At 71.2% G+C, this 20,421-nt stretch carries 20 protein-coding genes; 15 read left to right on the forward strand and 5 right to left on the reverse strand.

The features are described from left to right. The first annotated feature begins 139 nt into the window (after nucleotides 1-139). The 11 genes from ABEA30_RS02395 (at nucleotide 140) to ABEA30_RS02445 (ending at nucleotide 9,962) form a co-directional block, all read left to right on the forward strand. The gene (locus ABEA30_RS02395; RefSeq protein WP_386085480.1) at nucleotides 140-1,159 is read left to right on the forward strand and encodes an aspartate-semialdehyde dehydrogenase; all 1,020 of its coding nucleotides are present in this window, start codon (nucleotides 140-142) and stop codon (nucleotides 1,157-1,159) included. Further along, nucleotides 1,156-1,950 carry a pyrroline-5-carboxylate reductase gene (proC, locus tag ABEA30_RS02400; protein WP_345578418.1) on the forward strand — a complete coding sequence of 265 codons (795 nt, stop codon included), beginning with the start codon at nucleotides 1,156-1,158 and terminating at the stop codon, nucleotides 1,948-1,950. Before ABEA30_RS02395 ends, proC begins: the two co-directional genes overlap by 4 nt. Before the next feature lie 126 nt (nucleotides 1,951-2,076). After that, on the forward strand, nucleotides 2,077-2,178 hold the full coding sequence (locus ABEA30_RS02405; protein WP_074436903.1) for a 30S ribosomal protein bS22: 102 nt from the start codon (nucleotides 2,077-2,079) through the stop codon (nucleotides 2,176-2,178). Continuing rightward, on the forward strand, nucleotides 2,178-2,459 hold the full coding sequence (locus tag ABEA30_RS02410; RefSeq protein ID WP_345578424.1) for a glutaredoxin family protein: 282 nt from the start codon (nucleotides 2,178-2,180) through the stop codon (nucleotides 2,457-2,459). The genes ABEA30_RS02405 and ABEA30_RS02410 overlap by 1 nt, the downstream gene beginning before the upstream one ends. Nucleotides 2,460-2,484: 25 nt before the next feature. Continuing rightward, nucleotides 2,485-4,083: a uroporphyrinogen-III synthase gene (locus ABEA30_RS02415; RefSeq protein ID WP_345578427.1), complete on the forward strand. Its 1,599-nt coding sequence runs from the start codon at nucleotides 2,485-2,487 to the stop codon at nucleotides 4,081-4,083. A 9-nt stretch (nucleotides 4,084-4,092) separates the two neighbouring features. Then, entirely contained in the window at nucleotides 4,093-4,746 is a 654-nt protein-coding gene (locus tag ABEA30_RS02420) for a histidine phosphatase family protein (protein ID WP_345578430.1), read from the forward strand. Further along, on the forward strand, nucleotides 4,743-5,300 hold the full coding sequence (locus ABEA30_RS02425; protein ID WP_345578433.1) for a TlpA family protein disulfide reductase: 558 nt from the start codon (nucleotides 4,743-4,745) through the stop codon (nucleotides 5,298-5,300). Before ABEA30_RS02420 ends, ABEA30_RS02425 begins: the two co-directional genes overlap by 4 nt. A 41-nt stretch (nucleotides 5,301-5,341) precedes the next feature. Next, nucleotides 5,342-6,052 (forward strand): cytochrome c biogenesis CcdA family protein, encoded by a 711-nt coding sequence (locus ABEA30_RS02430; RefSeq protein ID WP_345578829.1) that lies wholly within the window; start codon nucleotides 5,342-5,344, stop codon nucleotides 6,050-6,052. Then, complete coding sequence (gene resB, locus ABEA30_RS02435) at nucleotides 6,049-7,602, forward strand: cytochrome c biogenesis protein ResB (RefSeq protein ID WP_345578436.1); 1,554 nt, start codon at nucleotides 6,049-6,051, stop codon at nucleotides 7,600-7,602. Before ABEA30_RS02430 ends, resB begins: the two co-directional genes overlap by 4 nt. Beyond that, nucleotides 7,599-8,510, forward strand: coding sequence for a c-type cytochrome biogenesis protein CcsB (gene ccsB / locus ABEA30_RS02440; protein ID WP_345578439.1), 912 nt, complete (start codon nucleotides 7,599-7,601; stop codon nucleotides 8,508-8,510). The genes resB and ccsB overlap by 4 nt, the downstream gene beginning before the upstream one ends. A gap of 3 nt (nucleotides 8,511-8,513) precedes the next feature. Then, nucleotides 8,514-9,962: a hypothetical protein gene (locus ABEA30_RS02445; RefSeq protein ID WP_345578442.1), complete on the forward strand. Its 1,449-nt coding sequence runs from the start codon at nucleotides 8,514-8,516 to the stop codon at nucleotides 9,960-9,962. Nucleotides 9,963-9,964: 2 nt separating this feature from the next. Here the strand turns inward: ABEA30_RS02445 and ABEA30_RS02450 are convergent, their stop codons facing one another. Further along, complete coding sequence (locus ABEA30_RS02450) at nucleotides 9,965-10,726, reverse strand: SDR family NAD(P)-dependent oxidoreductase (protein WP_345578445.1); 762 nt, start codon at nucleotides 10,724-10,726, stop codon at nucleotides 9,965-9,967. A 33-nt stretch (nucleotides 10,727-10,759) separates the two neighbouring features. Here ABEA30_RS02450 and ABEA30_RS02455 point away from each other — a divergent pair, with 33 nt between their 5' ends. Together ABEA30_RS02455 and ABEA30_RS02460 are read left to right on the forward strand one after the other, a co-directional pair. Continuing rightward, nucleotides 10,760-12,166: a mycothione reductase gene (locus tag ABEA30_RS02455; protein ID WP_345578448.1), complete on the forward strand. Its 1,407-nt coding sequence runs from the start codon at nucleotides 10,760-10,762 to the stop codon at nucleotides 12,164-12,166. Continuing rightward, nucleotides 12,163-13,398, forward strand: a complete 1,236-nt coding sequence (locus ABEA30_RS02460) for a glycoside hydrolase family 3 N-terminal domain-containing protein (protein WP_345578451.1) — start codon at nucleotides 12,163-12,165, stop codon at nucleotides 13,396-13,398. The genes ABEA30_RS02455 and ABEA30_RS02460 overlap by 4 nt, the downstream gene beginning before the upstream one ends. Here ABEA30_RS02460 and ABEA30_RS02465 read toward each other — a convergent pair. Further along, nucleotides 13,329-15,230 carry a heavy metal translocating P-type ATPase gene (locus ABEA30_RS02465; protein WP_345578454.1) on the reverse strand — a complete coding sequence of 634 codons (1,902 nt, stop codon included), beginning with the start codon at nucleotides 15,228-15,230 and terminating at the stop codon, nucleotides 13,329-13,331. The two genes, ABEA30_RS02460 and ABEA30_RS02465, sit on opposite strands and share 70 nt — an antisense overlap. Nucleotides 15,231-15,316: 86 nt before the next feature. Between ABEA30_RS02465 and ABEA30_RS02470 the strand changes: the two genes are divergently transcribed. Both ABEA30_RS02470 and ABEA30_RS02475 read left to right on the forward strand, forming a co-directional pair. Beyond that, nucleotides 15,317-16,243, forward strand: coding sequence for a sucrase ferredoxin (locus ABEA30_RS02470; protein ID WP_345578457.1), 927 nt, complete (start codon nucleotides 15,317-15,319; stop codon nucleotides 16,241-16,243). A 4-nt stretch (nucleotides 16,244-16,247) separates the two neighbouring features. Then, nucleotides 16,248-17,525, forward strand: coding sequence for an MFS transporter (locus ABEA30_RS02475; protein WP_345578460.1), 1,278 nt, complete (start codon nucleotides 16,248-16,250; stop codon nucleotides 17,523-17,525). Here ABEA30_RS02475 and pstB read toward each other — a convergent pair. The 3 genes from pstB to pstC are packed head-to-tail and all read right to left on the reverse strand — an operon-like array spanning nucleotide 17,501 to nucleotide 20,376. Next, entirely contained in the window at nucleotides 17,501-18,280 is a 780-nt protein-coding gene (pstB, locus tag ABEA30_RS02480; protein WP_345578463.1) for a phosphate ABC transporter ATP-binding protein PstB, read from the reverse strand. The genes ABEA30_RS02475 and pstB overlap by 25 nt on opposite strands. A gap of 18 nt (nucleotides 18,281-18,298) precedes the next feature. Then, entirely contained in the window at nucleotides 18,299-19,387 is a 1,089-nt protein-coding gene (gene pstA / locus ABEA30_RS02485) for a phosphate ABC transporter permease PstA (protein ID WP_345578466.1), read from the reverse strand. After that, a complete protein-coding gene (gene pstC, locus ABEA30_RS02490) occupies nucleotides 19,387-20,376 on the reverse strand; it encodes a phosphate ABC transporter permease subunit PstC (protein ID WP_345578469.1) in 990 nt (329 codons plus the stop codon). Before pstC ends, pstA begins: the two co-directional genes overlap by 1 nt. Between the last annotated feature and the right edge of the window lie 45 nt (nucleotides 20,377-20,421).

Here is a 20,421-nt window from a genome sequence, read left to right on the forward strand (position 1 = left end):
GTCCCCCGCAGGGCCCCGGTCGTCGGCACCACGTGTGCCGGCGGCCGGGGCCTCCGCGTTCCGGCAGCCCGGGGCCGCGAAGCGTCCACCGACGCCCACCGATGGGGCGACCTTGGCCCGCGACGGTAGAATGCGCCGCATGCGTGTTGGAGTCTTTGGTGCCACCGGGCAGGTCGGCGGAGTTCTTCGTACCCTGCTCGATGAGCGCAACTATCCCGTCGATGAGATCCGTTACTTCGCTTCGGAGCGGTCCGCTGGCCGGACGCTGCCGTGGAAGGACCAGGAGATCGTGGTGGAGGACATGGCCAAGGCGGATTTCGCCGGGCTCGATGTCGCCCTGTTCTCCGCCGGCGGGTCCACGTCGAAGGAGTTCGCGGAGAAGGTCGCCGCTGCCGGCGCCACCGTCGTGGACAATTCCAGCGCCTGGCGCCTCGACGAGCGGGTGCCGCTGATCGTCTCCGAGGTCAACCCCGAGGACGTCGACAAGGCAGAGCTCGGCATCATCGCCAACCCCAACTGCACCACGATGGCGGCCATGCCGGTCCTCAAGGCGCTCCACGACGCGGCCGGGCTGGAGTCCTTGCAGGTCACCACGTTCCAGGCCGTCTCCGGCTCGGGGCTCGCGGGCGTCGAGACGCTGGCCAGCCAGCTCGGCCAGATCGAGGACCCCACCGTGCTCACGCACGACGGATCTCAGTTCGAGCCCACCAGCACCGGCCCGTACGTGGCTCCCATCGCGTTCAACGTGGTGGCGCTGGCCGGCAACCTGGTCGACGACGGCGAGGGCGAGACCGACGAGGAGAAGAAGCTGCGCAACGAGTCGCGAAAGATCCTCCACCTGCCCGAGCTGCGCGTCGCAGGCACCTGTGTGCGTGTGCCGGTGTTCACCGGCCACTCGCTGAGCGTGCACGCCCGGTTCTCCCGCGACATCACCCCGGATGAGGCCCGCGAGGTCCTGGCCGGGGCCCAGGGCGTCGAGCTCGCCGACGTGCCCACGCCGCTGGCGGCCGCCGGCGGCGACACGTCCCTGGTGGGCCGGATCCGTCAGGACCGCAGCGTCGAGGGCAACAAGGGCCTGGTGCTGTTCATCAGCAACGACAACCTGCGCAAGGGCGCCGCGCTCAACACCATCCAGATCGCGGAACTGCTGGTCAGATGAGTCGCCTCGCGGTCATCGGCGCCGGCGCGATGGGCGAGGCGCTCATCGCCGGCTGGCTCGCCTCCGGCATCCCCAGTTCCGACGTCGTGATCGTCGACGCCCACGAACCCCGCGTGCGTGAGATCGAGGAGCGCCACGGCGTCACCGGCGTCTCGCTCGACGAGGCCGCGCAGGCCGACACCGTCGTGCTGGCGGTCAAGCCGCACCAGGTCGACGGCATCCTGCGGGCCGCGGCTGACTCGCTGGGGGAGTCGTCCCTGGTCGTGTCCATCGCCGCCGGGGTGACCCTCGCCCAGTTGCAGGGGGCTGCCCCCGGCCGCGCCGTCGTCCGCGTCATGCCCAACACCCCGGCCCTCGTCGGCAAGGGGATGGCGGGCATCGTGCGGGGCGAGCGCGCCACCGATGAGCACGTGGCGCGGGTGCGCGGCCTGATGGGCGCAGTCGGCAAGGCCGTGGTGATCGACGAGGGCCACCTCGACGCGCTCACCGCCCTGTCGGGCTCCGGGCCCGCCTACGTCTTCTACGTCGCGGAGGCGATGATCGAGGGTGGCGTGCACCAGGGGCTCACGCGCGCCGAGGCCACCGAGCTGGTCACGCAGACGCTGGTCGGCTCCGCTGCGATGCTGGCGGAGACGGGGAAGTCGGCCACGCAACTGCGCGAGATGGTCACCTCCCCGGCCGGCACCACCGCGGCCGCGCTGCGTGCCCTCGACGATCACGGGGTGCGCGCGGCGTTCCTCGACGCCATCGAGGCGTGTCGCAACCGCGGACTGGAGATGGGCAAGGGCTGACCGGGCCCCGCAGCGCGGCGAGCGGATTGGTTGAACCCGCCCACCGCGGGTTAAGATTGAGAGTCTGACCTGTCCACAGGGCAGTCGAACATGTCCCGAGTACAACCCCGGCTAGAAAGGCTCACAGTGGGTTCTGTCATCAAGAAGCGCCGCAAGCGCATGTCCAAGAAGAAGCACCGCAAGCTGCTGAAGCGCACCCGCATTCAGCGTCGTCGCGCCGGCAAGTAGTGACCCCTCCCTCCCGGGTACTGCTGTTGACCCGTGACGGCTGCCACCTGTGCGTGGAAGCCGAATCCGCGGTCCGCAGGACCTGTGAGGACATGGGCGTGGGCTGGCGCGTCATCGACGTCGACTCCGACGAGCACCTCCGGGCGAGGTTCACCGACCATGTGCCGGTGACCTTCGTGGACCGCGAGCTGCACGGCTATTGGTTCGTCGACGAGGCGGCGCTGCGCGCGGCGCTCGGTGCCAGCGCGCCCCAGTTCACGTCAGCTGACTGGAACCCCTGACGGCCTAAGAACGGAAATCCTCGACGTGACCGACTCCTTGGAACCGACCTCACCGGCATCACCGCCGGAGTTCGAGCCGACCGGAGGGTCTGTGACCTTCGTCGGCTCCGGCCCCGGTGACCTGGGGCTGCTGACGCTGAGCGGTTCACGCGCCCTCCGGATGGCTGACCTGGTCATCATCGACGAGGCTGCCGACGAGGAGCAGGTCAGTCATCTGGCCCCGGCGCACGCCGAGGTCAGGTTCGCGGGGGGCGACGACGAGGTCACCGCCATCCTCAGCGCGGTGGCGAAGGGCCGCAAGGTCGTGCGGCTGCACGGGGGAGACTTCTTCACCGACGCAGACGCCGGCGGCGTCCTGTCCGAGGTCCTCCAGGCCGCCGGGCTGCGCGTCAACGTGGTGCCCGGCATCAACCGGTGGAGTGCCGCGCTGTCGTTCGGCGCCGTGGCCGCGTCGTCGTCGTTCGCGGCGCTCGACGCGACGCTCGAGGTGCCGCCCATCGACAGCTGGCCCGCTGCGGAGACGCTCATCGTGCGCGCCACCGGGGAGGCCTCCGCCCGCCTCGCCGAGCAGGCCGCCCAGCGCTTCGGCGCGGACGGCCCGTGCCTCTCGCTGACGGGCGTGGGCAGCACCGGCCAGGTGAGCGAGCTGCTCACCTGGGGTGAGGTCGAGGCCTCCGACGTCGACGAGTGCTTCTACATCGTCGGCCCCGGCATCGAGGAGTCGCGCCGCCAACGCTACGCGTGGTTCGAGGGCAAGCCGCTCTTCGACTGGCGCGTGGTGGCGCCCAGCACGAAGGACTCGCTCGACCCGCTGGTGGAGGAGTTGGCGCACTACGGCGCCTCCACCGAGATCGTGGCCACCATGACCATCGAGCCGCCCCGCACGGAGCAGGCGATGGAGCGGGCCGTCCGCGGCCTCGTCGACGGGCGCTACCTCTGGGTGGTGTTCACCTCCCCGCACGCCGTCGCCGCCATCGCCGAAAGGCTCGACGAGTACGGGCTCGACTCCCGGGCGCTGTCGGGCATCAACCTCGCCGCCGTCGGCCGGGGCACCGTCGAGGCCCTGGCCCGCATGGGCATCAAGGCAGACCTCGTTCCCGTCGTGGAGAACACCACCGGCGCCCTCGCGCACGAGTTCCCCGCCTACGACGACCTCATCGACCCGCTCGACCGCGTGCTGGTGCCCAGCGCCGACGTGGCTGTCGAGCCGCTGCTCGTCGGCCTCAGCAAGCTGGGCTGGGAGGTCGAGGAGGTCACGGCCTACCGCACCGTGCGCGCCGCGCCGCCGCCGCCCGAGGTGCGCGAGGACATCAAGGCCGGCAACTTCGACGCCGTCGTGTTCACCTCCGCCACCGCCGTGCGCAACATGATCGGCATCGCCGGCAAGCCGCACGCCGCCACCGTCGTGGCGGCCATCGGCCCCGCCACCGCAGCGGCCTGCGAGATCCACGGCCTGCGGGTCGACGTCACGGCGGATGCGCCCACGTTCGAATCCCTGGCCGAGTCGCTCGCACGGTTCGCCGACCGCCGTCGGCAGGACCAGGTGGACGCCGGGCTGCCCCTGACGAAGCCGTCGCAGCGCAAGCGGCGCCGCCGTCGCAAGACGGTTGAAGCCACTGCATAGGCTCATGCCATGACCTCAGCTACGGTGCACGTGATGCGGCATGGCCAAGTGCACAACCCCGACGGTGTGCTCTACGGCCGGCTCCCGGGCTTCGGGCTGTCCGAACTCGGCCACCGCATGGCCGCCCGCATGGCGGAGCACTGGCGCGACGTGCCGCTCACCCACCTGCGCACCTCGCCGCTGCAGCGCGCCAAGGAGACCCTCGCCCCCACCGCGGCCCTCTTCCCCGACCTCGAGGTGGTGGAGGACGACCGGGTCATCGAGGCCGACAACAAGTTCGAGGGCAAGACCTTCGGCCGCGACAACCGCGCGCTGCGTGACCCCAAGATGTTCTGGCACATGCGCAATCCGCTGCTGCCCAGCTGGGGCGAGCCGTACACCGAGATCGCCGAGCGCATGGCCGCCGCCATCCAGGACGCCGCCGTCGCCGCTGGCGACGGCGGCCAGGCGCTCGTGGTGAGCCACCAGCTCTCGATCTGGATCGCCCGGCTCGCGGCCGAGGGGCGCCGCTTCGCGCACGACCCGCGGCGGCGCCAGTGCACGCTCTGTTCCGTGACCAGTTTCACGCTGCGCGACGGGCGGGTCACCGCAGTCGACTACGCGGAGCCCGCCGCGGACCTGCTGCCCGTCAAGGCCGGCCGCCGATGGAGGGTGGGTACGTGACGCGTCTGGGCGCAGCGCTGGCCGCGATCGTGGCGCTGCTGACCGGATGTGCGGCCGGGGACGCCGACGGCTCCGGCGGCACCGCCGGCTTCGTCGCCGGCGACGGCAGCGTCACCATCATCCCCGCCGAGCACCGGGCCGAGGCGCCGGTGCTCGAGGGCGAGACCCTCGACGGCGACCAGCTCTCCACCGCAGACCTGCAGGGCAAGCCGCTGATCATCAACGTCTGGGGCTCGTGGTGTGCCCCGTGCCGGGCAGAGGCCCCGGAACTGGTGAAGAGTGCCGAGGAACTCGGCGACTCCGTCAGCTTCCTCGGCATCAACACCCGCGACACCGTCGCGGCCGCCCAGGCGTTCGAACGCTCGTTCGGCATCGAGTACCCGTCGTTGTCGGATCCCGACGGCGTGCTGCTGCTCCAGTTCGCCCAGCTGCCGCCGAAGGCCATCCCGAGCACCGTGGTGATCGACGCCGAGGGCCGGGTCGCCGCCCGCGTCCTGGGCGAGGTCAACGCCACCACGTTGAAGGGCATCGTCGAGGACGTGACCGCCCCGTGATCCTGCTGGAGGGTTGGGTGGAGACCGCGCTCGGTTCGAGCATGCTGCTCGCCATCCCGGTGGCGGTGCTCGCCGGGCTGGTGTCCTTCGCCTCGCCGTGCGTCCTGCCGCTGCTGCCCGGCTACCTGAGCTACGCCTCGGGGCTGGGCGCCAGCGAGATCGCCGACGGCACCGCCAAGAGGCGACTGCTGCTGATGGGCACGCTGGGCTTCATCCTCGGGTTCTCGGTCGTCTTCGTGCTCACCGGCGCACTGATCGGCGGCATCGGCGGCGCCCTCCTGACCAATTCCAGGGCGATCACGGTGGTGCTCGGCGTGGTCATCACCCTGCTCGGGGCGGCCTTCGCCGGCTTCCTGCCGATGCCGCGCATGTGGACGCCCAACGTGACCCCCCGGATGGGGGTCTGGGCCTCCCCGCTGCTCGGGATGGTCTTCGGGCTCGGCTGGACGCCCTGCATCGGCCCGGCGCTCTCGGTGGTGCTCACGATGGCGCTCAACGAGGGCTCGGCAAGCCGCGGCGGCATCCTCGCCTTCTTCTACGCGCTGGGCCTCGGCGTGCCGTTCATCGCGTTCGCGCTGGCGTTCACCGCGCTGGCGCCCAGGCTGGCGTGGCTCAAGCGCAACCAGCGCCTCGTGCAGCGCATCGGCGGCATCGCGATGATGCTCGTCGGGCTCGCCATGGTCACCGGGCTGTGGGACATGCTCATGGTCGTGCTGCGCCAGTGGGCCGCCAGCTTCGGGACCATCCTGTGAGCGCCCGCCGCAACCCCGTGGCCGAGACGCTGCGCTGGGCATGGGGGCAACTGACCAGCATGCGCACCGCGCTGCTGCTGCTGTTCCTGCTGGCCATCGCGTCGATCCCCGGCTCGATCATCCCCCAGCGCAACACCGAACCCATCGAGGTCATCGACTTCAAGGCCGCCAACCCCGGCCTCGACCGCATCCTGGAGCCGCTCGGCTTCTACGACATCTACACCTCCGCGGTGTTCTCGGCCGTCTACCTTCTGCTGTTCGCGTCGCTGATCGGGTGCATCATCCCGCGCGTGGGCAAGTACTGGCGCGCGGTGCGCAAGCCGCCGCCCAGGCTGCCTGCCCGCGTCGAGCGACTGCCGGTGGCGCTGTCGGGGTCGCTGACGGATGCCGACGGCGCCATGGCGCGGGCGGAGGCCTGGCTCAGGGCGAAGCGCTACCGCACCCGCGTCGGCGACGACGGCGTGAGCGCCGAGCGTGGCTACCTGCGGGAGTTCGGCAACCTCACGTTCCACCTGTCGCTGGTGGCGGTCCTCGCGGGCCTGGCCTGGTCCAACCTGTGGGGCTTCTCCGGCAGCGCGATCGTCGTCGAGGGCCGCGGCTTCGCCAACGTCATCACCCGCTACGACGACTTCACCGCCGGCGGCCTCCTCGAGACCGACGCACTCGAACGCTTCAGCGTGACCATCGACGAGTTCCACGCCGAGTTCGAGACCGGCGAGGTGCAGCGTGGCGCGGCCCGCGTGTTCGACGCCGACGTCACGCTCACCGACGCCGACGGCACCCGGCCCGTCACCATGACGGTCAACCAGCCGCTGCTCACCGCCGGCGGCACGCAGGTCAACCTCCAGGCGCACGGCTACGCCCCCGTCTTCACGGTCACCGACGGCAACGGCGACGTCGCGTTCAGCGGGCCCGTCGTGTTCCTCCCGCAGGACGGCAACTTCTCCTCGATGGGCGTCATCAAGGTGCCCGACGCCCGCCCCCAGCGCCTGGCGTTCGAGGCGTGGTTCCTCCCCACGGCGGTCCTCGACGAGCGGGGCCCGCACTCGGTCTTCCCCGACGCCCTGAACCCCGAGGTCTTCATCAACGCGTGGTCCGGCGAGCCCGCCGTCGAGACAGGGGTGCCGGAGAACGTCTACGTGCTCAACACCGACGGCCTGGCGCAGGTGCCAGGGGACGACGGCCAGGTGCTGAGCGCGCGCATGCTGCCCGGGGCCCACATGTCACTGCCCGATGGCCTGGGCTCCATCAGCTTCGACGGCTACCACCGTTGGGTGCGCCTCCAGGTCAGCCAGACGCCCGGCAACCTCATGACGCTGATCTCCATCTCCGTGGGCGTCATCGGGCTCACCCTGAGCCTGTACGTGCGCCCCCGGCGGCTGTTCGTCCGGGTCGCCGACGGTGGGGTCACCGTCGGCGGCCTCGACCGCACCGACACCGCAACCGGCCTCGACGAGGAGGTGGCCGCCCTGTTCGGGGCGGTGACCGGCGAACCGGGGCACAATGGTGGGGCCGCGCCCCGCCCCGACACCGAGGAGCCCGCCGAATGAGCTTGTCCGAGTGGTCCTACACCCTCATGGTCTACGCCGCCGTGGTCTACCTCATCGCGTTCGGTGCGCACGCCGTCGAATGGGCCTCCGCGCGCGGCCAGTCCGAGGTGCGCCCGGAAGACGGCATGGAGGACGCGGCCCGCACCCGGGTGGACCTCTTCGGCCGGCTGGCGCTGGTGTTCACCGTGGTGGCCGCGGCGATGCACGTCACCGCCATCGTCTTCCGGGGCGTCGCGGCGGCGCGCCCGCCGTGGGGCAACATGTACGAGTTCATCACCTCGACGCTGGCCATCGCCGCCCTGCTGTACCTGGTGGCGGCGCTCAAGTGGGGCATGCGCTGGCTCGGCCTGGGCATGACGCTGCTGTTCACCGTCGGCGTGGGCCTGGCCGTCACCCAGTGGTACGTCGCCGTGGCGCCCCTGGTGCCGGCGCTGCACAGCGTGTGGTTCGTGATCCACATCATCGCCGCCGCCATCGCGGGCGCGGCGTTCAACGTTGGCGCGCTGGCCTCGGTGCTCTACCTGGTGCGGGAACGCGCGGAGCGCCGCGCGGCCGCAGGTGGGGGCGAGGTGCGCGGCTACCTCGCGAAGGTGCCCGCCTCGGCCAAGCTCGACCTCATCTCCTACCGCCTGCACGCGTTCGCGGTGCCGCTGTGGACGTTCACGATCGTCGCCGGCGCCATCTGGGCGCAGTACGCCTGGGGCCGGTTCTGGAACTGGGACCCGAAGGAGACCTGGTCCTTCATCACGTGGGTGGTCTACGTCGCGTACCTCCACGCCCGCGCGACGGCGGGGTGGCGCGGCCGTCCGGTGGCGATCATCGCGGTCATCGGCCTCGTCACGTTCTGGTTCAACTTCGTCGGCGTCAACCTGTTGTTCAGTGGGCTGCACTCGTACGCAGGGATCTGATCCGTGTCGGGGGACGAGGCGTCGGACTGGCTGGCGCGGCTGTACGAGGAGCAGGGTGCCACGCTGCACCGGCTCTGCGTGCTGCTGGGCGTCGAGGACCAGGCCGAGCGCATCGTCCGCAGCGCGCTGCTGGCGCTCCAGCGTCGATCACACCGGCTGATCGACCCCGTCGAGCGGGTCTACTTCCTGCAGGAGCACGTCGTCCACCTCGCCCGCGCACTGCGGCCCGCCACGCAGCAGCTGGTGCTGCCGCACGTCGAGGAACCCCGGCAGGAGGAGATCCTGCGGGCGGTCTCCGCCATGGCGCCGCGCGTCAGCGAACTGCTGGTCGTCAGCCACTACCTGGCGGTGTTCGGGCCCGACCTGGCCGGCATCATGCGGCTCTCGGTGCGCGCCGCCAACGTCAAGTTGGAGGCCGCCCTCGAGCAGTTGCGGGCGTCGATCGACGCGCCGACGCTGGGCAGCCAGCCGGGCGTCATCGAGTCGCTGTCGCAGGAGCTGACCGCGGCGCTGCGGTCCGCGGCGCGCCTCACGCCCGCGCCGGAGGCGGACCTCCTCGGCGACGAGCTGGGGCAGATCGCCGAGGTGCGCGGCACCCGCTTCCGCCCGCGCGCCGTGGCCGCGTTGACCGCGCTCGCCGTCGTGCTGGGCATCGGGCTGGCGGCCATGACCAGGGACGGGAGCGGGCCCATCGTCGCACCCGTCACCGAACAGGTCACCACCCCGACGGCGGTCGAGTCGCGCTCGCTGCCGGCCGTGGTGCGCAACACCCCGCTCTACTACGTGGCCAACGACTGGAAGCTGTACCGCGAACTGAGGGACCTGCCCTCCACCGGCAACATCGTGCGCTCGGCGCTCGGCTCGCTGCTGAGCCTCGTCCCGCTGGACCCCGACTACCGCACGGTGTGGAGCGCGGGCAAGCTCATCAGCGCGGAGATCCACGGCGACGAACTGGTCGTGGACCTGTCGACGGATGCCTACGAGGACCTCACCTCGCCGATCGCCATCGCCCGGGCCCGTGACCAGGTGATCTACACGGCGTCCGAGCTGGTGGGCAACCCCCAGCTCACGGTGGTGTTCCGCGCCGACGGCGGGGCGGCGCCCGAGGGCTTCAACGACCCGGCCGGGTATCGCCGCACGGGGCTCGACCCCATGCCCGCGGTGTGGATCAGCTCACCGCGCAACCAGGCGCAGCTCACCGCGGGCAAGACGTCGATCATCGGCACGGTGAAGGAGGGCATGGGCGTGCCCATCGTCCGCATCACCAACCAGGAGTCCGGCGCCGTCATCCTCGAGACCTCGGCGCAGACCACGGCCGGCGTCAACGTGGAGGGCTGGCGCGTGTGGAGCGTGACGACGAGTCTGCCGCGGGGCAACCTCGACATCACCGTCCTGGTGACCGACGACAACGAGGGCGAGCTCAAGGAGAACAAGACCGTCACGGTCTCCTGAGCTCAGCGCGACGTGATGAAGTGCGCGACGTGCGTCTGGAGGCCCATGGGCACGGCCCGGGTGGCCAGCGCCATCGCGCGGTTGAGCGTGCCGTCGACGACGAACGGCCGGTGTTTGCGCAACGCGTCGAACGTCACGTCGGCGACCTGCTCGGGGGAGCGGCGGTTGCGCATCATGTCGTCGTTGCCGCCGTTGGCCCAGAAGCCGGTGGCCGTGGCGCCCGGGCAGCTGGCGATGACGCGGACGCCGGTGTGCTTCAGCTCGCGCCACAGCGCCACGCTCAAGCGCAGCACGTAGGCCTTGCTGGCCGCGTAGGCAGCCATGTTCGGGGTGGGCTGGAACGCGGCGGTGGAGGCGACGTTCACGATGGCGCCGCGCCCGCGCGCCAGCATGCCGGGCAGCACGGCGTGCACCATTTCGGTCAGCGCGACGATGTTGAGCTCGAGCATGTCGCTGGTGCCCTCGGGATCCGAGTCGGCGAAGTGGCCCAGTTGCGCGAAGCCGGCGTTGTTGACCAGGTGGCCCACCTTGGCCGCCGTGACCTCGGCGATGAACGCGGCGCGGGCCTCCCGGTGGGTGAGGTCCACCGTCGAGATGCGCGTGGCCACCCCGTACTGCGACTCGAGGCGCGCAGCCACCTCCTGCATCTGGTCCTCGCTGCGCGCGGCCAGCCAGATGTCGCTGCCCTCCGCCGCGAGCCGCTCTGCGAAGGCGACGCCCAGCCCCGTCGACCCTCCGGTTACCACTGACCACGTGTTGCTCATGGCCTTTACCTTACGCGTGGAAGAATGGGCGCCATGCAGCACTTCGATCTCGTCGTCATCGGCTCCGGCTCCGGAAACTCCCTCATCGATGAACGGTTCGAGAAGTGGAACATCGCCCTGATCGACAGGGACGAGACCTTCGGCGGCACCTGCCTCAACCGCGGCTGCATCCCCACCAAGATGTTCGTCCTCCCCGCAGACCTGGCGGCCTCGCCGCGGGAGGCCGCCCGGCTGGGGATCGACCTCGAGTACAAGGGCTCGGACTGGGCCGCCATCCGGGACCGCATCTTCGGCCGCATCGACCCCATCTCCGCCGGTGGGCTCGACTGGCGCCTCCGCTCGCCCAACGTGACGGTGTTCCGCGACGAGGCCCGCTTCATCGGCGAGCGCACCCTGCAGGTGGGTGACGTCCAGATCAGCGCAGACCGCATCGTGCTGGCCGCCGGCTCGCGCCCGCGCATGGTCGACGTGCCCGGGATGGACGACGTCGCGGACCGGTTGTACACCTCTGACACCATCATGCGCATCGACGAGCGGCCCAAGCGCCTCGTCATCCTCGGCGGCGGTTTCATCGCCTCCGAGTTCGCCCACGTCTTCGCGTCGCTCGGCACCGAGGTGACGCTGATCAACCGTTCCGACGTCATGCTGCGCGGGGCGGACAGGGAGGTCTCCGAGCAGTTCGCGCACAAGCTGGGCCAGCGGGTGCAGTTGCGCCTCAACCAGACGCTGGCGTCGTTCGAGCGCAGCGCCGACGGCGGCGTCACCGTCGTGACCACGGACCGCAACGGCATCGAGTACGAGTACTACGCCGACGCCGTCCTGGTGGCCGTCGGCCGGGTGCGCAACTCCGACAGCCTCGCCCCGGCCGCGGGCGGCGTCGAGGTGCGGCCGCGCGGCCAGATCCGTGTCGATGCGCAGCAGCGCACGAGCGCCGAATGCGTGTGGGCGCTCGGCGACGTGTCGTCCGACTACCTGCTCAAGCACGTCGCCAACGCCGAGATGCGCACCGTGCAGCACAACCTGCTGCATCCCGACCGGCCCGTCGAGACCGACCACCGCTACGTCCCGTACGCGGTCTTCAGTGATCCGCAGGTCGCCGCCGTCGGCGCCACGGAGGAGCAGCTCAAGGAGTGGGGCACCCCGTACGTCGCGGCACGTCAGCGCTTCGGTGACGTGGCGTACGGCTGGGCGCTCGAGGACGAGGGCCACTTCGTGAAGCTGTTGGCGGACCCGGGCAGCTGGCGGCTGCTCGGTGCCCACATCATCGGCCCGCAGGCCCCCACCCTGATCCAGCCGCTCATCCAGGCCATGAGCTTCGGGCTGCGCGTCGACGAGATGGCGCGCGGCCAGTACTGGATCCACCCGGCGCTGCCGGAGGTCGTGGAGAACGCGCTGCTCGGCCTCCTCTCGGCACAGCAGCACCGGGAGCACGTCAAGTGAGGCCGGCCCTGGCAGTGGCTGGGGTGGTGGCGCTGGGGCTGACCGGATGTGCGGTCGAGCCGTTGGTGCCGCCGCCGTACCGGACTGCTGAGCCCGCCGTCGACACGGCCTCGGCGGAGGCGAGCCCGCTGGGAGACGCCGCCCCCTCCACGGGCGCCACCGCGTCCTCCGAGGCCGCCGCCTCGGCGGGGGCGGGAGACCAGTGTCGCGCGCTGGCCGAGGAGCTCACGCCGGAGCAGCAGGTGGGGCAGCTGTTCATGGTGGGCGTCGACACCGGCGGGCTGGACCCCGCCACCCGGTCGGCCATCACCGATTCGCGCATCGGCTCCGTGGTGCTCCTCGGCAACACGACGGCGGGCTCGGGAGCCATCCGCAGGCTCACCGCCGAACTCGGCAGCCTCGGCACCGCGCAACTGCCGCTGCTCGTGGCGGTCGACCAGGAGGGCGGCAGCGTCCAGCGCCTGGGGGGCGAGGGCTTCGACGCCATCCCACCGGCCCGCGAGCAGGGCGAGCTGCCGGCCGGGGAACTGCGGGCGGCCGCCACCGAGTGGGCCGAGCAGCTGCGGGCCGCGGGCGTGCGCTACGACCTTGCCCCCGTCGCGGACGTGGTCCCGGAAGCCAAGCGGAGCAGCAACGAACCCATCGGGAAACTGCAGCGCGACTACGGTTCGGACCCGGAACGGGTGTCGGAGTCCGTGGTCGGCTTCGTCGAGGCGATGCAGTCGGCGGGGATCGCCACCTCCGTGAAGCACTTCCCCGGCCTGGGCGAGGTCACCACCAACACCGACTTCGGCGCGGCCGAGGACACCGACACCACGGCCGACTCGGCCAACCTGGCGCCGTTCAGGGCGGCCATCGAGGCCGGCGTGGACTCCGTCATGGTCTCGTCGGCCGTGTTCACCCGGATCGACCCGGACAACGAGGGCGTCTTCTCCCGTGCCGTCATCACCGACATGTTGCGCGACGAACTGGGCTTCGACGGCGTGGTGATCGCCGACGACCTGGGCGCCGCCGCGTCGGTGAAGTCGGTGGCGCCCGGGGAGCGGGCACTGCGCTTCTTCGAGGCGGGCGGTGATCTGGTGATCAACGCCAACCCGTCGGTGATGCGCCCGATGGTCACCGCGACGCTGGAGCGGGCCGACGAGGACGCCGAGTTCGCGGATCAGGTGGTGGAATCCACCAGCCGCGTGTTGCGGCTCAAGTCCTCCGTCGGCCTGGTCGACTGCGGCTGAGGGTCGCGCCCTCCGCCGGTGAGCGCTCGCAGCGCGTAGAGGATGGCGGCGAGGTCGACGGCTTCCTGCGTCAGCGCGCCCGCGACGGGCGGGATGTGCCCGAACGCCGCCACGACCATCAGCCCCAGCGACAGCACGATGCCGATCCAGATGGCCGTCAGGGCCACCCGGTAGGTGTGCCGGCCGATGGTCACGGCCCGGACGACGCGGTGCACGTCGTCGCGCACGATCACCGCGTCGGCTGACTCGCTGGCCGCGGTGGCGCCGCGGGCGCCCATCGCGATGCCCACGCCCGCCGTCGCCAGCACGGGGGCGTCGTTGACGCCGTCGCCGACCATGATCGCCGGGGCCGGCAGGGCGTGGACGCGCTCCACCTTCTCGGCCGGGAGCAGGTCGGCGTGGACCTGCGTGATGCCCGCCTGCTCGGCGAGCGAGCGGGCGGTGTCCTCGTTGTCGCCGGTGAGCATCACGATCTCGGTGAGGCCCAGCCGGTTCAGCTGGGCGACGGTGTCGGCGGCGTTGTCGCGGAGCCGGTCCGCGAGCAGCAGGGTGCCCGCGAAGCGCCCGTCGACCGCCACCGCCACGGAGGTCTGGCCCGCGCCGAGCGGCACGGGGTGCGCGGCCGGGTCCTCACCCCGGACGAACGCGAACTTCCCGACGACGACGCGCCGCCCGTCGATGTCGGCCGCCACGCCGTTGGTGGCGACCTCCTCGGCGTGCCGCGCGCTGCCCAGCTGCAGCCCACGGGCCTCCGCCGCCCGGATGATGCCCCGGGCCAGCACGTGGGACGAGTACTGCTCGGCCGACGCGGCCAGCCGCAGCAACTCGTCGGAGGGCGTGCCGTTGGCGGTGACGACGTCGACCAGCTCCGGCTCGCCGTACGACAGGGTGCCGGTCTTGTCGAAGGCGACCGAGCGAGCGCGGGCGAGCGCCTCCAGCGTCGCGCCGCCCTTGACGATGATGCCGGAGCGGGCCGAGGCGCTCATGCCGCCCATGAAGGCCACGGGTGCGGCGATCAGCAGCGGGCAGGGCGTCGCGAGCACGAGGACGGCGGCGAAGCGCACCGGGTCGCCGGAGACCCACCACGCCAGCCCGGCGATGAGCAGCGACACCAGCGTGAACGGGATGGCGTAACGGTCCGCCACCCGCACCGTCGGCGCCTTCGACTGTTCCGCCTGCTGCACCAGGGCGATGATCTGCTGGTACTGCGAGTGGGCCGCGTCCGCGGTGGCGCGGATGTGGATGGCGCGTTCGCCGTTGAGGGAGCCCGAGAGCACGGAGTCGCCGTGGGTGCGCGTCACCGGCAGCGACTCGCCGGTCAGCGACGACTCGTCGAACGTCGCCTCCTCGGTGAGCAGTTCGCCGTCGACCGGCACCACCTGGGAGGGCTTCACGAGCAGCAGGTCCCCGGGCCGCACCGCGTCGACGGGGATGTCGGTGACGGCGGCACCGGGCTCGTCGGAGTCGAGGCGGTGCGCCGAGACGGGGGCCCGCCTGAGCAGCGCGTCCAGGTCACGGGCGGCGCGGGCCGAGGCGAAGTCCTCGAGCGCCTCACCACCGGTGAGCATCAGCACGACGATGAGCGCGGCCAGGTGTTCGCCCACCGCGACGGCGGCGACCATGGCCACGACTGCGAGGATGTCGAGGCCGTAGTGCCCGCGCGCGATGTCGCGGGCCATGTCGACGGCGGTCAGCGCCACGACGAGGACGACATAGGCCGTGCCCAGCCATTGGGCGGCCACCTCCTGCCCCGTCAACTGGAGCACGAGCACCGCGGCGAGGGCGGTCAGAGTCGCCGCCACGAGGGGGTAACGCCTGAGAAGTCCAGCCATCACCTCAGTCTTCGCCTTCTTCGTCGCAGGTTCAATCAAGGTGAGGCTTGCCTAGCCACCTGCGCCGACCGAGTAGTGTCGGCCCCATGCTGCGTTGCTCGATGGAGTGGTCGCGCGCCGATCTCCCCGCCTGGGGCACCGCCGCGCGCGCCGACTTCTACGTCTGTCTCGAGATCCCCGGCCCGTGGGGGGCGCTGGCCGCGACGGAGGCCCGCCTCCTCGACCCCACCGTCGGCGCGGAACTGGAGGCCACCGTGCAGGGCCTCGGCGGGCGCCTGGTGTTGATCCGGCACCCCGAGCGCCGCACGATCGGCGCCGACCCGCTCGCGGTGCTGGTCTCCGGTGGGTTCGCCGACGGGGGCTGGCTCAGGCGCTTCGAGGTGGGCGAGCCCGCCGAGCTGCTCGCCTGGGTGCGCGAGTGGGGTGGGCGGGGCGTGCCCGCGGGCCACGACGGCGGCGCCGCCATGCTGGTGTGCAGCCACGCGCGGCGCGACCAGTGCTGCGCCCTCGCCGGGCGCCCGATCCTCGCCGCGCTGACCCGCGAGGTGGGCGCCGAGTCCATCTGGGAGTCCTCACACCTGGGTGGCCACCGATTCGCGCCCACCATGCTGCTGCTGCCCACCGGCCAGGTCCTCGGGCGGCTCAACGCCGTGGCGGCGGTGAGCGCCTTCCGCGCTGCTGCGGACCGTGCGCTGTGGCCCGGCGGTGCCCGCAAGGACAGGGGCCGGTCCCACCTGCCGCCGGAGCAGCAGGCCGCCGAGGCGTGGGCGCTGGCCGAGTTCGGCCGTCGCGACGAGACACCGCACCCCGACACGGCGGGCATCTCGCTCGCGCCCGTCCCCGCCGTCGACATCAGCAGCGCGCTGGTCGACGGCGGCGTGCGGGTCCGGCTGGGGGCCTGGGAGATCACTGTCGACGTCGAGCGGGTCGTCACGGACGGGGAGGCACCGGTGAGCTGTGGCAAGCCGCCCGAGCCGCTCTACTACTGGCGCGTCGCGCCCAGGCAGGGCTGAGCGGGTGACGCCGCGCAGGCCGCTCGTCGCACTGATCCTCGGCAACTCCCTCGGTGGCGTGGGCGTCGCCTCGGGCATCGCCGTCGGCGCGCTGCTGGTCGCCTCGATGGGCGGCGACCACCTGGCGGGCGCGGGGCAGGCGCTGAGCATCCTCGGCGCCGGCGTGCTCGCCGTGCCGTTGGCCAACCTCGCGGCTCGTCGGGGCCGCCGCGCTGCGCTGGCCCTGGGCTACCTCATCGCGGCGATCGGGGCGGTGACCGTGCTGGTCGGGGCGTGGTTCGGCTGGCTGCTGGTGGTGCTGGCCGGGCTGATCGCGTTCGGCGCGGCGCAGGCCACCAACCTGCAGTCGCGCTACGCCGCCTCGGACCTCGCAGCGCCCGGACGGCGCGCCACGGTGATGTCGGTGGTGCTGTGGGCCACCACGATCGGCTCGGTGGTCGGCCCCAACCTGAGCGGCCCCGGCGGGCGGCTGGGGCGGCGCGTCCTGCTGCCCGAGCTGGCTGGGCCGTACCTGTTCAGCGTGGCCGGCTTCGTGCTGGCCGGGCTGGTCATCGTCGGGCTGTACCGGGGCACGGCCGCTGCTGCGCCGGAGTCGCCCGCGGGGCAGGCCGCGGAGCCCGGGGCCAGGGTGGGCGCCGTCGCTGCCCTGAGGTGGGCGGCGACGCGCCCGGTAGCACGGTTCGGCGTCCTGTTGATCGTGGTGGGGCACGCCGTCATGGTGGGGGTGATGTCGATGACGCCGGTGCACCTCGGCCACGAGGGCCACGGGTTGGGGTCGATCGGCCTGGTGATCAGCCTGCACATCATGGGCATGTACGCGTTGAGCCCCGTCGTCGGCTGGCTGGCGGACCGCTTCGGGGCCATGCGCACGGCGTTGGTCGGGTTGGTGCTGCTGTCGGTGACGGCCGGCCTCATCCTGGTGGCGCCGTCGTCGTACCCGGTGGTGACGGCGGCCCTCGTGGTGCTGGGCGTGGGATGGTCCTTCACGATGATCTCGGGCTCGGCGCTGCTGGCGCGCACGGACTCAGGTGAGATGCGCGTGCCGCTCCAGGGCGCCACCGACGCCCTGATGAACTACGCCGGCGCGGCTGCGGCCTTGGTCGGCGGCCCGGTGCTGGCCTGGCTCGGCTACGGCGGCCTGGCGGTCGTCGCCGCGCTGCTGATCCTGCCCGCCGGGGGCGTGGGCTGGGCCGCGCGCGGCTCCCGGGGACGCGAAACGGCGCCGCCTACAAGGCGACGCCGTCGTGCGGGTGGTGCTCAGCCGAAGCGGCCGGTGATGTAGTCCTCGGTGGCCTTCTGCTCCGGGTTGTGGAAGATCTTCTCGGTGGGGCCCATCTCGATGAGCTCACCGGGCTGGCCGTGGGCCTTCAGGTTGAAGAACGCCGTCTGGTCCGACACGCGGGCGGCCTGCTGCATGTTGTGCGTCACGATGACGACGGTGTAGTCCTCCTTGAGGTCCTTGATCAGGTCCTCGATGGCCAAGGTCGAGATCGGGTCGAGCGCGGAGCAGGGCTCGTCCATCAGCAGGACGTCGGGCTCGACGGCGATCGCGCGGGCGATGCAGAGGCGCTGTTGCTGGCCGCCGGAGAGACCCGAACCGGGGCGGTCGAGGCGGTCCTTGACCTCGTTCCACAGGTTGGCACCACGCAGCGACTTCTCGACCAGTTCGTCGGCGTCCTTGCGGGAGATGCGCGCGTTGTTCAGCCGGACGCCGGCCAGGATGTTCTCCTTGATCGACATCGTCGGGAACGGGTTGGGGCGCTGGAACACCATGCCCACCTGACGGCGCACGCGCACCGGGTCCACGTTGGGGGCGTAGAGGTCCACGCCGTCCAGCAGCACCTGGCCGTCGACGTAGGCGCCGGGGATGACCTCGTGCATGCGGTTCAGTGAGCGCAGCACGGTGGACTTGCCGCAGCCGGATGAGCCGATGAACGCCGTCACCGAACGGGGCTCGATGGTCATGTCGACCGACTTCACGGCATGGAACTTGCCGTAGTAGATGTCGAGATCCTTGATCTCAATGCGCTTGGACATTTTCCAGGTTCCTTCGGGTCAGCGTCCGGCCTTGGGGGCGAACTTCCAGGCGATGAAGCGCCCGATGGCGTTCAGTCCCATGACGATCAGAATGAGGGTGAGGGCGCCTGCCCATGCACGCGCATGGTAGGCCGCGGTGTCGATGCCGGGGGCGTACATGTACTGGTTGTAGACGAACACCGGCAGGGTGGCCATCGGGTTGTCGAGCGGGTCGAGGTTCATCGACGACGTGATCGACGCGGTCACGAGCAGGGGCGCCGTCTCGCCGATGACGCGGGCGATGGACAGCACGACGCCGGTGATGATGCCGGCGATGGAGGTGGGCAGCACGACCTTGAGGATCGTGCGCCACTTGGGCACGCCCAGGGCGTAGGAGGCCTCGCGCAGCTCGTTGGGCACGATCCGCAGCATCTCCTCCGTGGAGCGCACCACCGTCGGGATCATCAGGATCGACAGCGCGACGGCACCGGACAGGCCGGACTTGTGGCCGGCCCCGAAGATGATCGAGAACATGGTGTAGGCGAACAGGCCGGCGACGATCGACGGGATGCCGGTCATGACGTCCACGAAGAAGCGGATCGAGGCGCCCAGCTTGCCGTTGCCTGCGTATTCCACCAGGTAGATGGCGGTCATGAGGCCGACGGGCACCGAGATGAGGGTGGAGATGCCGGTGATGATCAGCGTGCCCCAGATGGCGTGGACGGCGCCGCCGCCCTCGCCGAGGATGTTGCGCATCGACCAGGAGAAGAACACGCCGTCGAAACGGGCCAGGCCGTTGGCCAACGTGCCCCAGATGACGGAGACCAGCGGCGTCAACGCGACGAGGAAGAACCCGGTCACGATGTACTTGGCCAGGCGGTCCTTCGCGCGGCGCACGCCCTCGACGGCGGCGGACAGGAGGAAGATCGCCACCAGGAACAGCAGGGCGCCGACGGCGATCACGCTGGCGACGTTGGCGGACCTCAGCAGCGACAGGAGCCCGGCAGCGACGGCCACTGACACCACGAGGGTGGCCAGGCCGGTGAACCGGGGGAGCTGGCCGTGGGTGAGCGAGCTGAGCTTCACGTCGGTGGACTGCACGGGCGGCTTGGTCAGTGTCGTGCTCATCAGTTGGCTCCCGAGAATTCCTTGCGGCGGTTGATGATCCAGCGCGCGGTCATGTTGACGGCCAACGTGATGATGAACAGCACCAGGCCGGTGGCGATGAGCTGGTTGCGGCCGATGTCGTGCGCCTCGGGGAAGGACTGCGCGATGTTGGCCGCGATGGTGTTGGGGTTCTGGCTGGTGAGCAGCTTCCAGCTGACGATGCCGGAGCCGGACAGCACCATGGCCACCGCCATCGTCTCGCCCAGCGCGCGGCCCAGGCCCAGCATGCAGGCCGACACGATCCCGGGCATGCCGAACGGGATGACGGCCTGGCGGATCATCTCCCAACGGGTGGCGCCCAGCGCCAGCGAGGCCTCCTCGTGGAGCTTGGGCGTCTGCAGGAAGACCTCGCGGGAGATGGCAGTGATGATCGGCAGGATCATGACCGCGAGCACCACTGAGGCGGTGAAGATCGTGCGGCCGGTGCCGGAGACCTGGCCGGAGAACAGCGGGATCCATGCGAAGTACTCGTTGAGCCACAGGAACAGGGGGCGCATGGCCGGGGCGAGCACCGCGATGCCCCAGAGGCCGAACACGACGGAGGGCACGGCGGCGAGGAGGTCGACGATGTAGCCGAAGGTGGACGCCACGCGCTTGGGTGCGTAGTGCGTCAGGTACAGCGCGATGCCGACGGCGACCGGCACCGCCATGACCATCGCGAGGATGGCCGACCACATGGTGCCGAACGCGTAGGGCCACACGTAGGACCAGAAGGACTGGCCGCGACCGAACTGGAGTGTCTCCTTGTCGGCCAGCAGCGCGGGCAGCGCGAGGCCGACGAGGAACGCGGCCACTGCCGCGAGGATGAGGAGGATCAGGATGCCCGATCCGGTGGACAGACCCCGGAAGAAGGAGTCACCGAACCGCTTCCTGCTGCGCTGCAGCGAGTGCGATTCGGATTCGGGAGTGGGGTCGGTCTGAGGGGCTTCGGCTGCATCTGTTGCCGACATGGAGGCGCTCCTGGATCGGACGAGGACGGGGGTGGGCAGATGTCC

Origin of the sequence: Tessaracoccus lubricantis (genome assembly GCF_039544535.1) — a bacterium.
Lineage (GTDB): Bacteria > Actinomycetota > Actinomycetes > Propionibacteriales > Propionibacteriaceae > Arachnia > Arachnia lubricantis.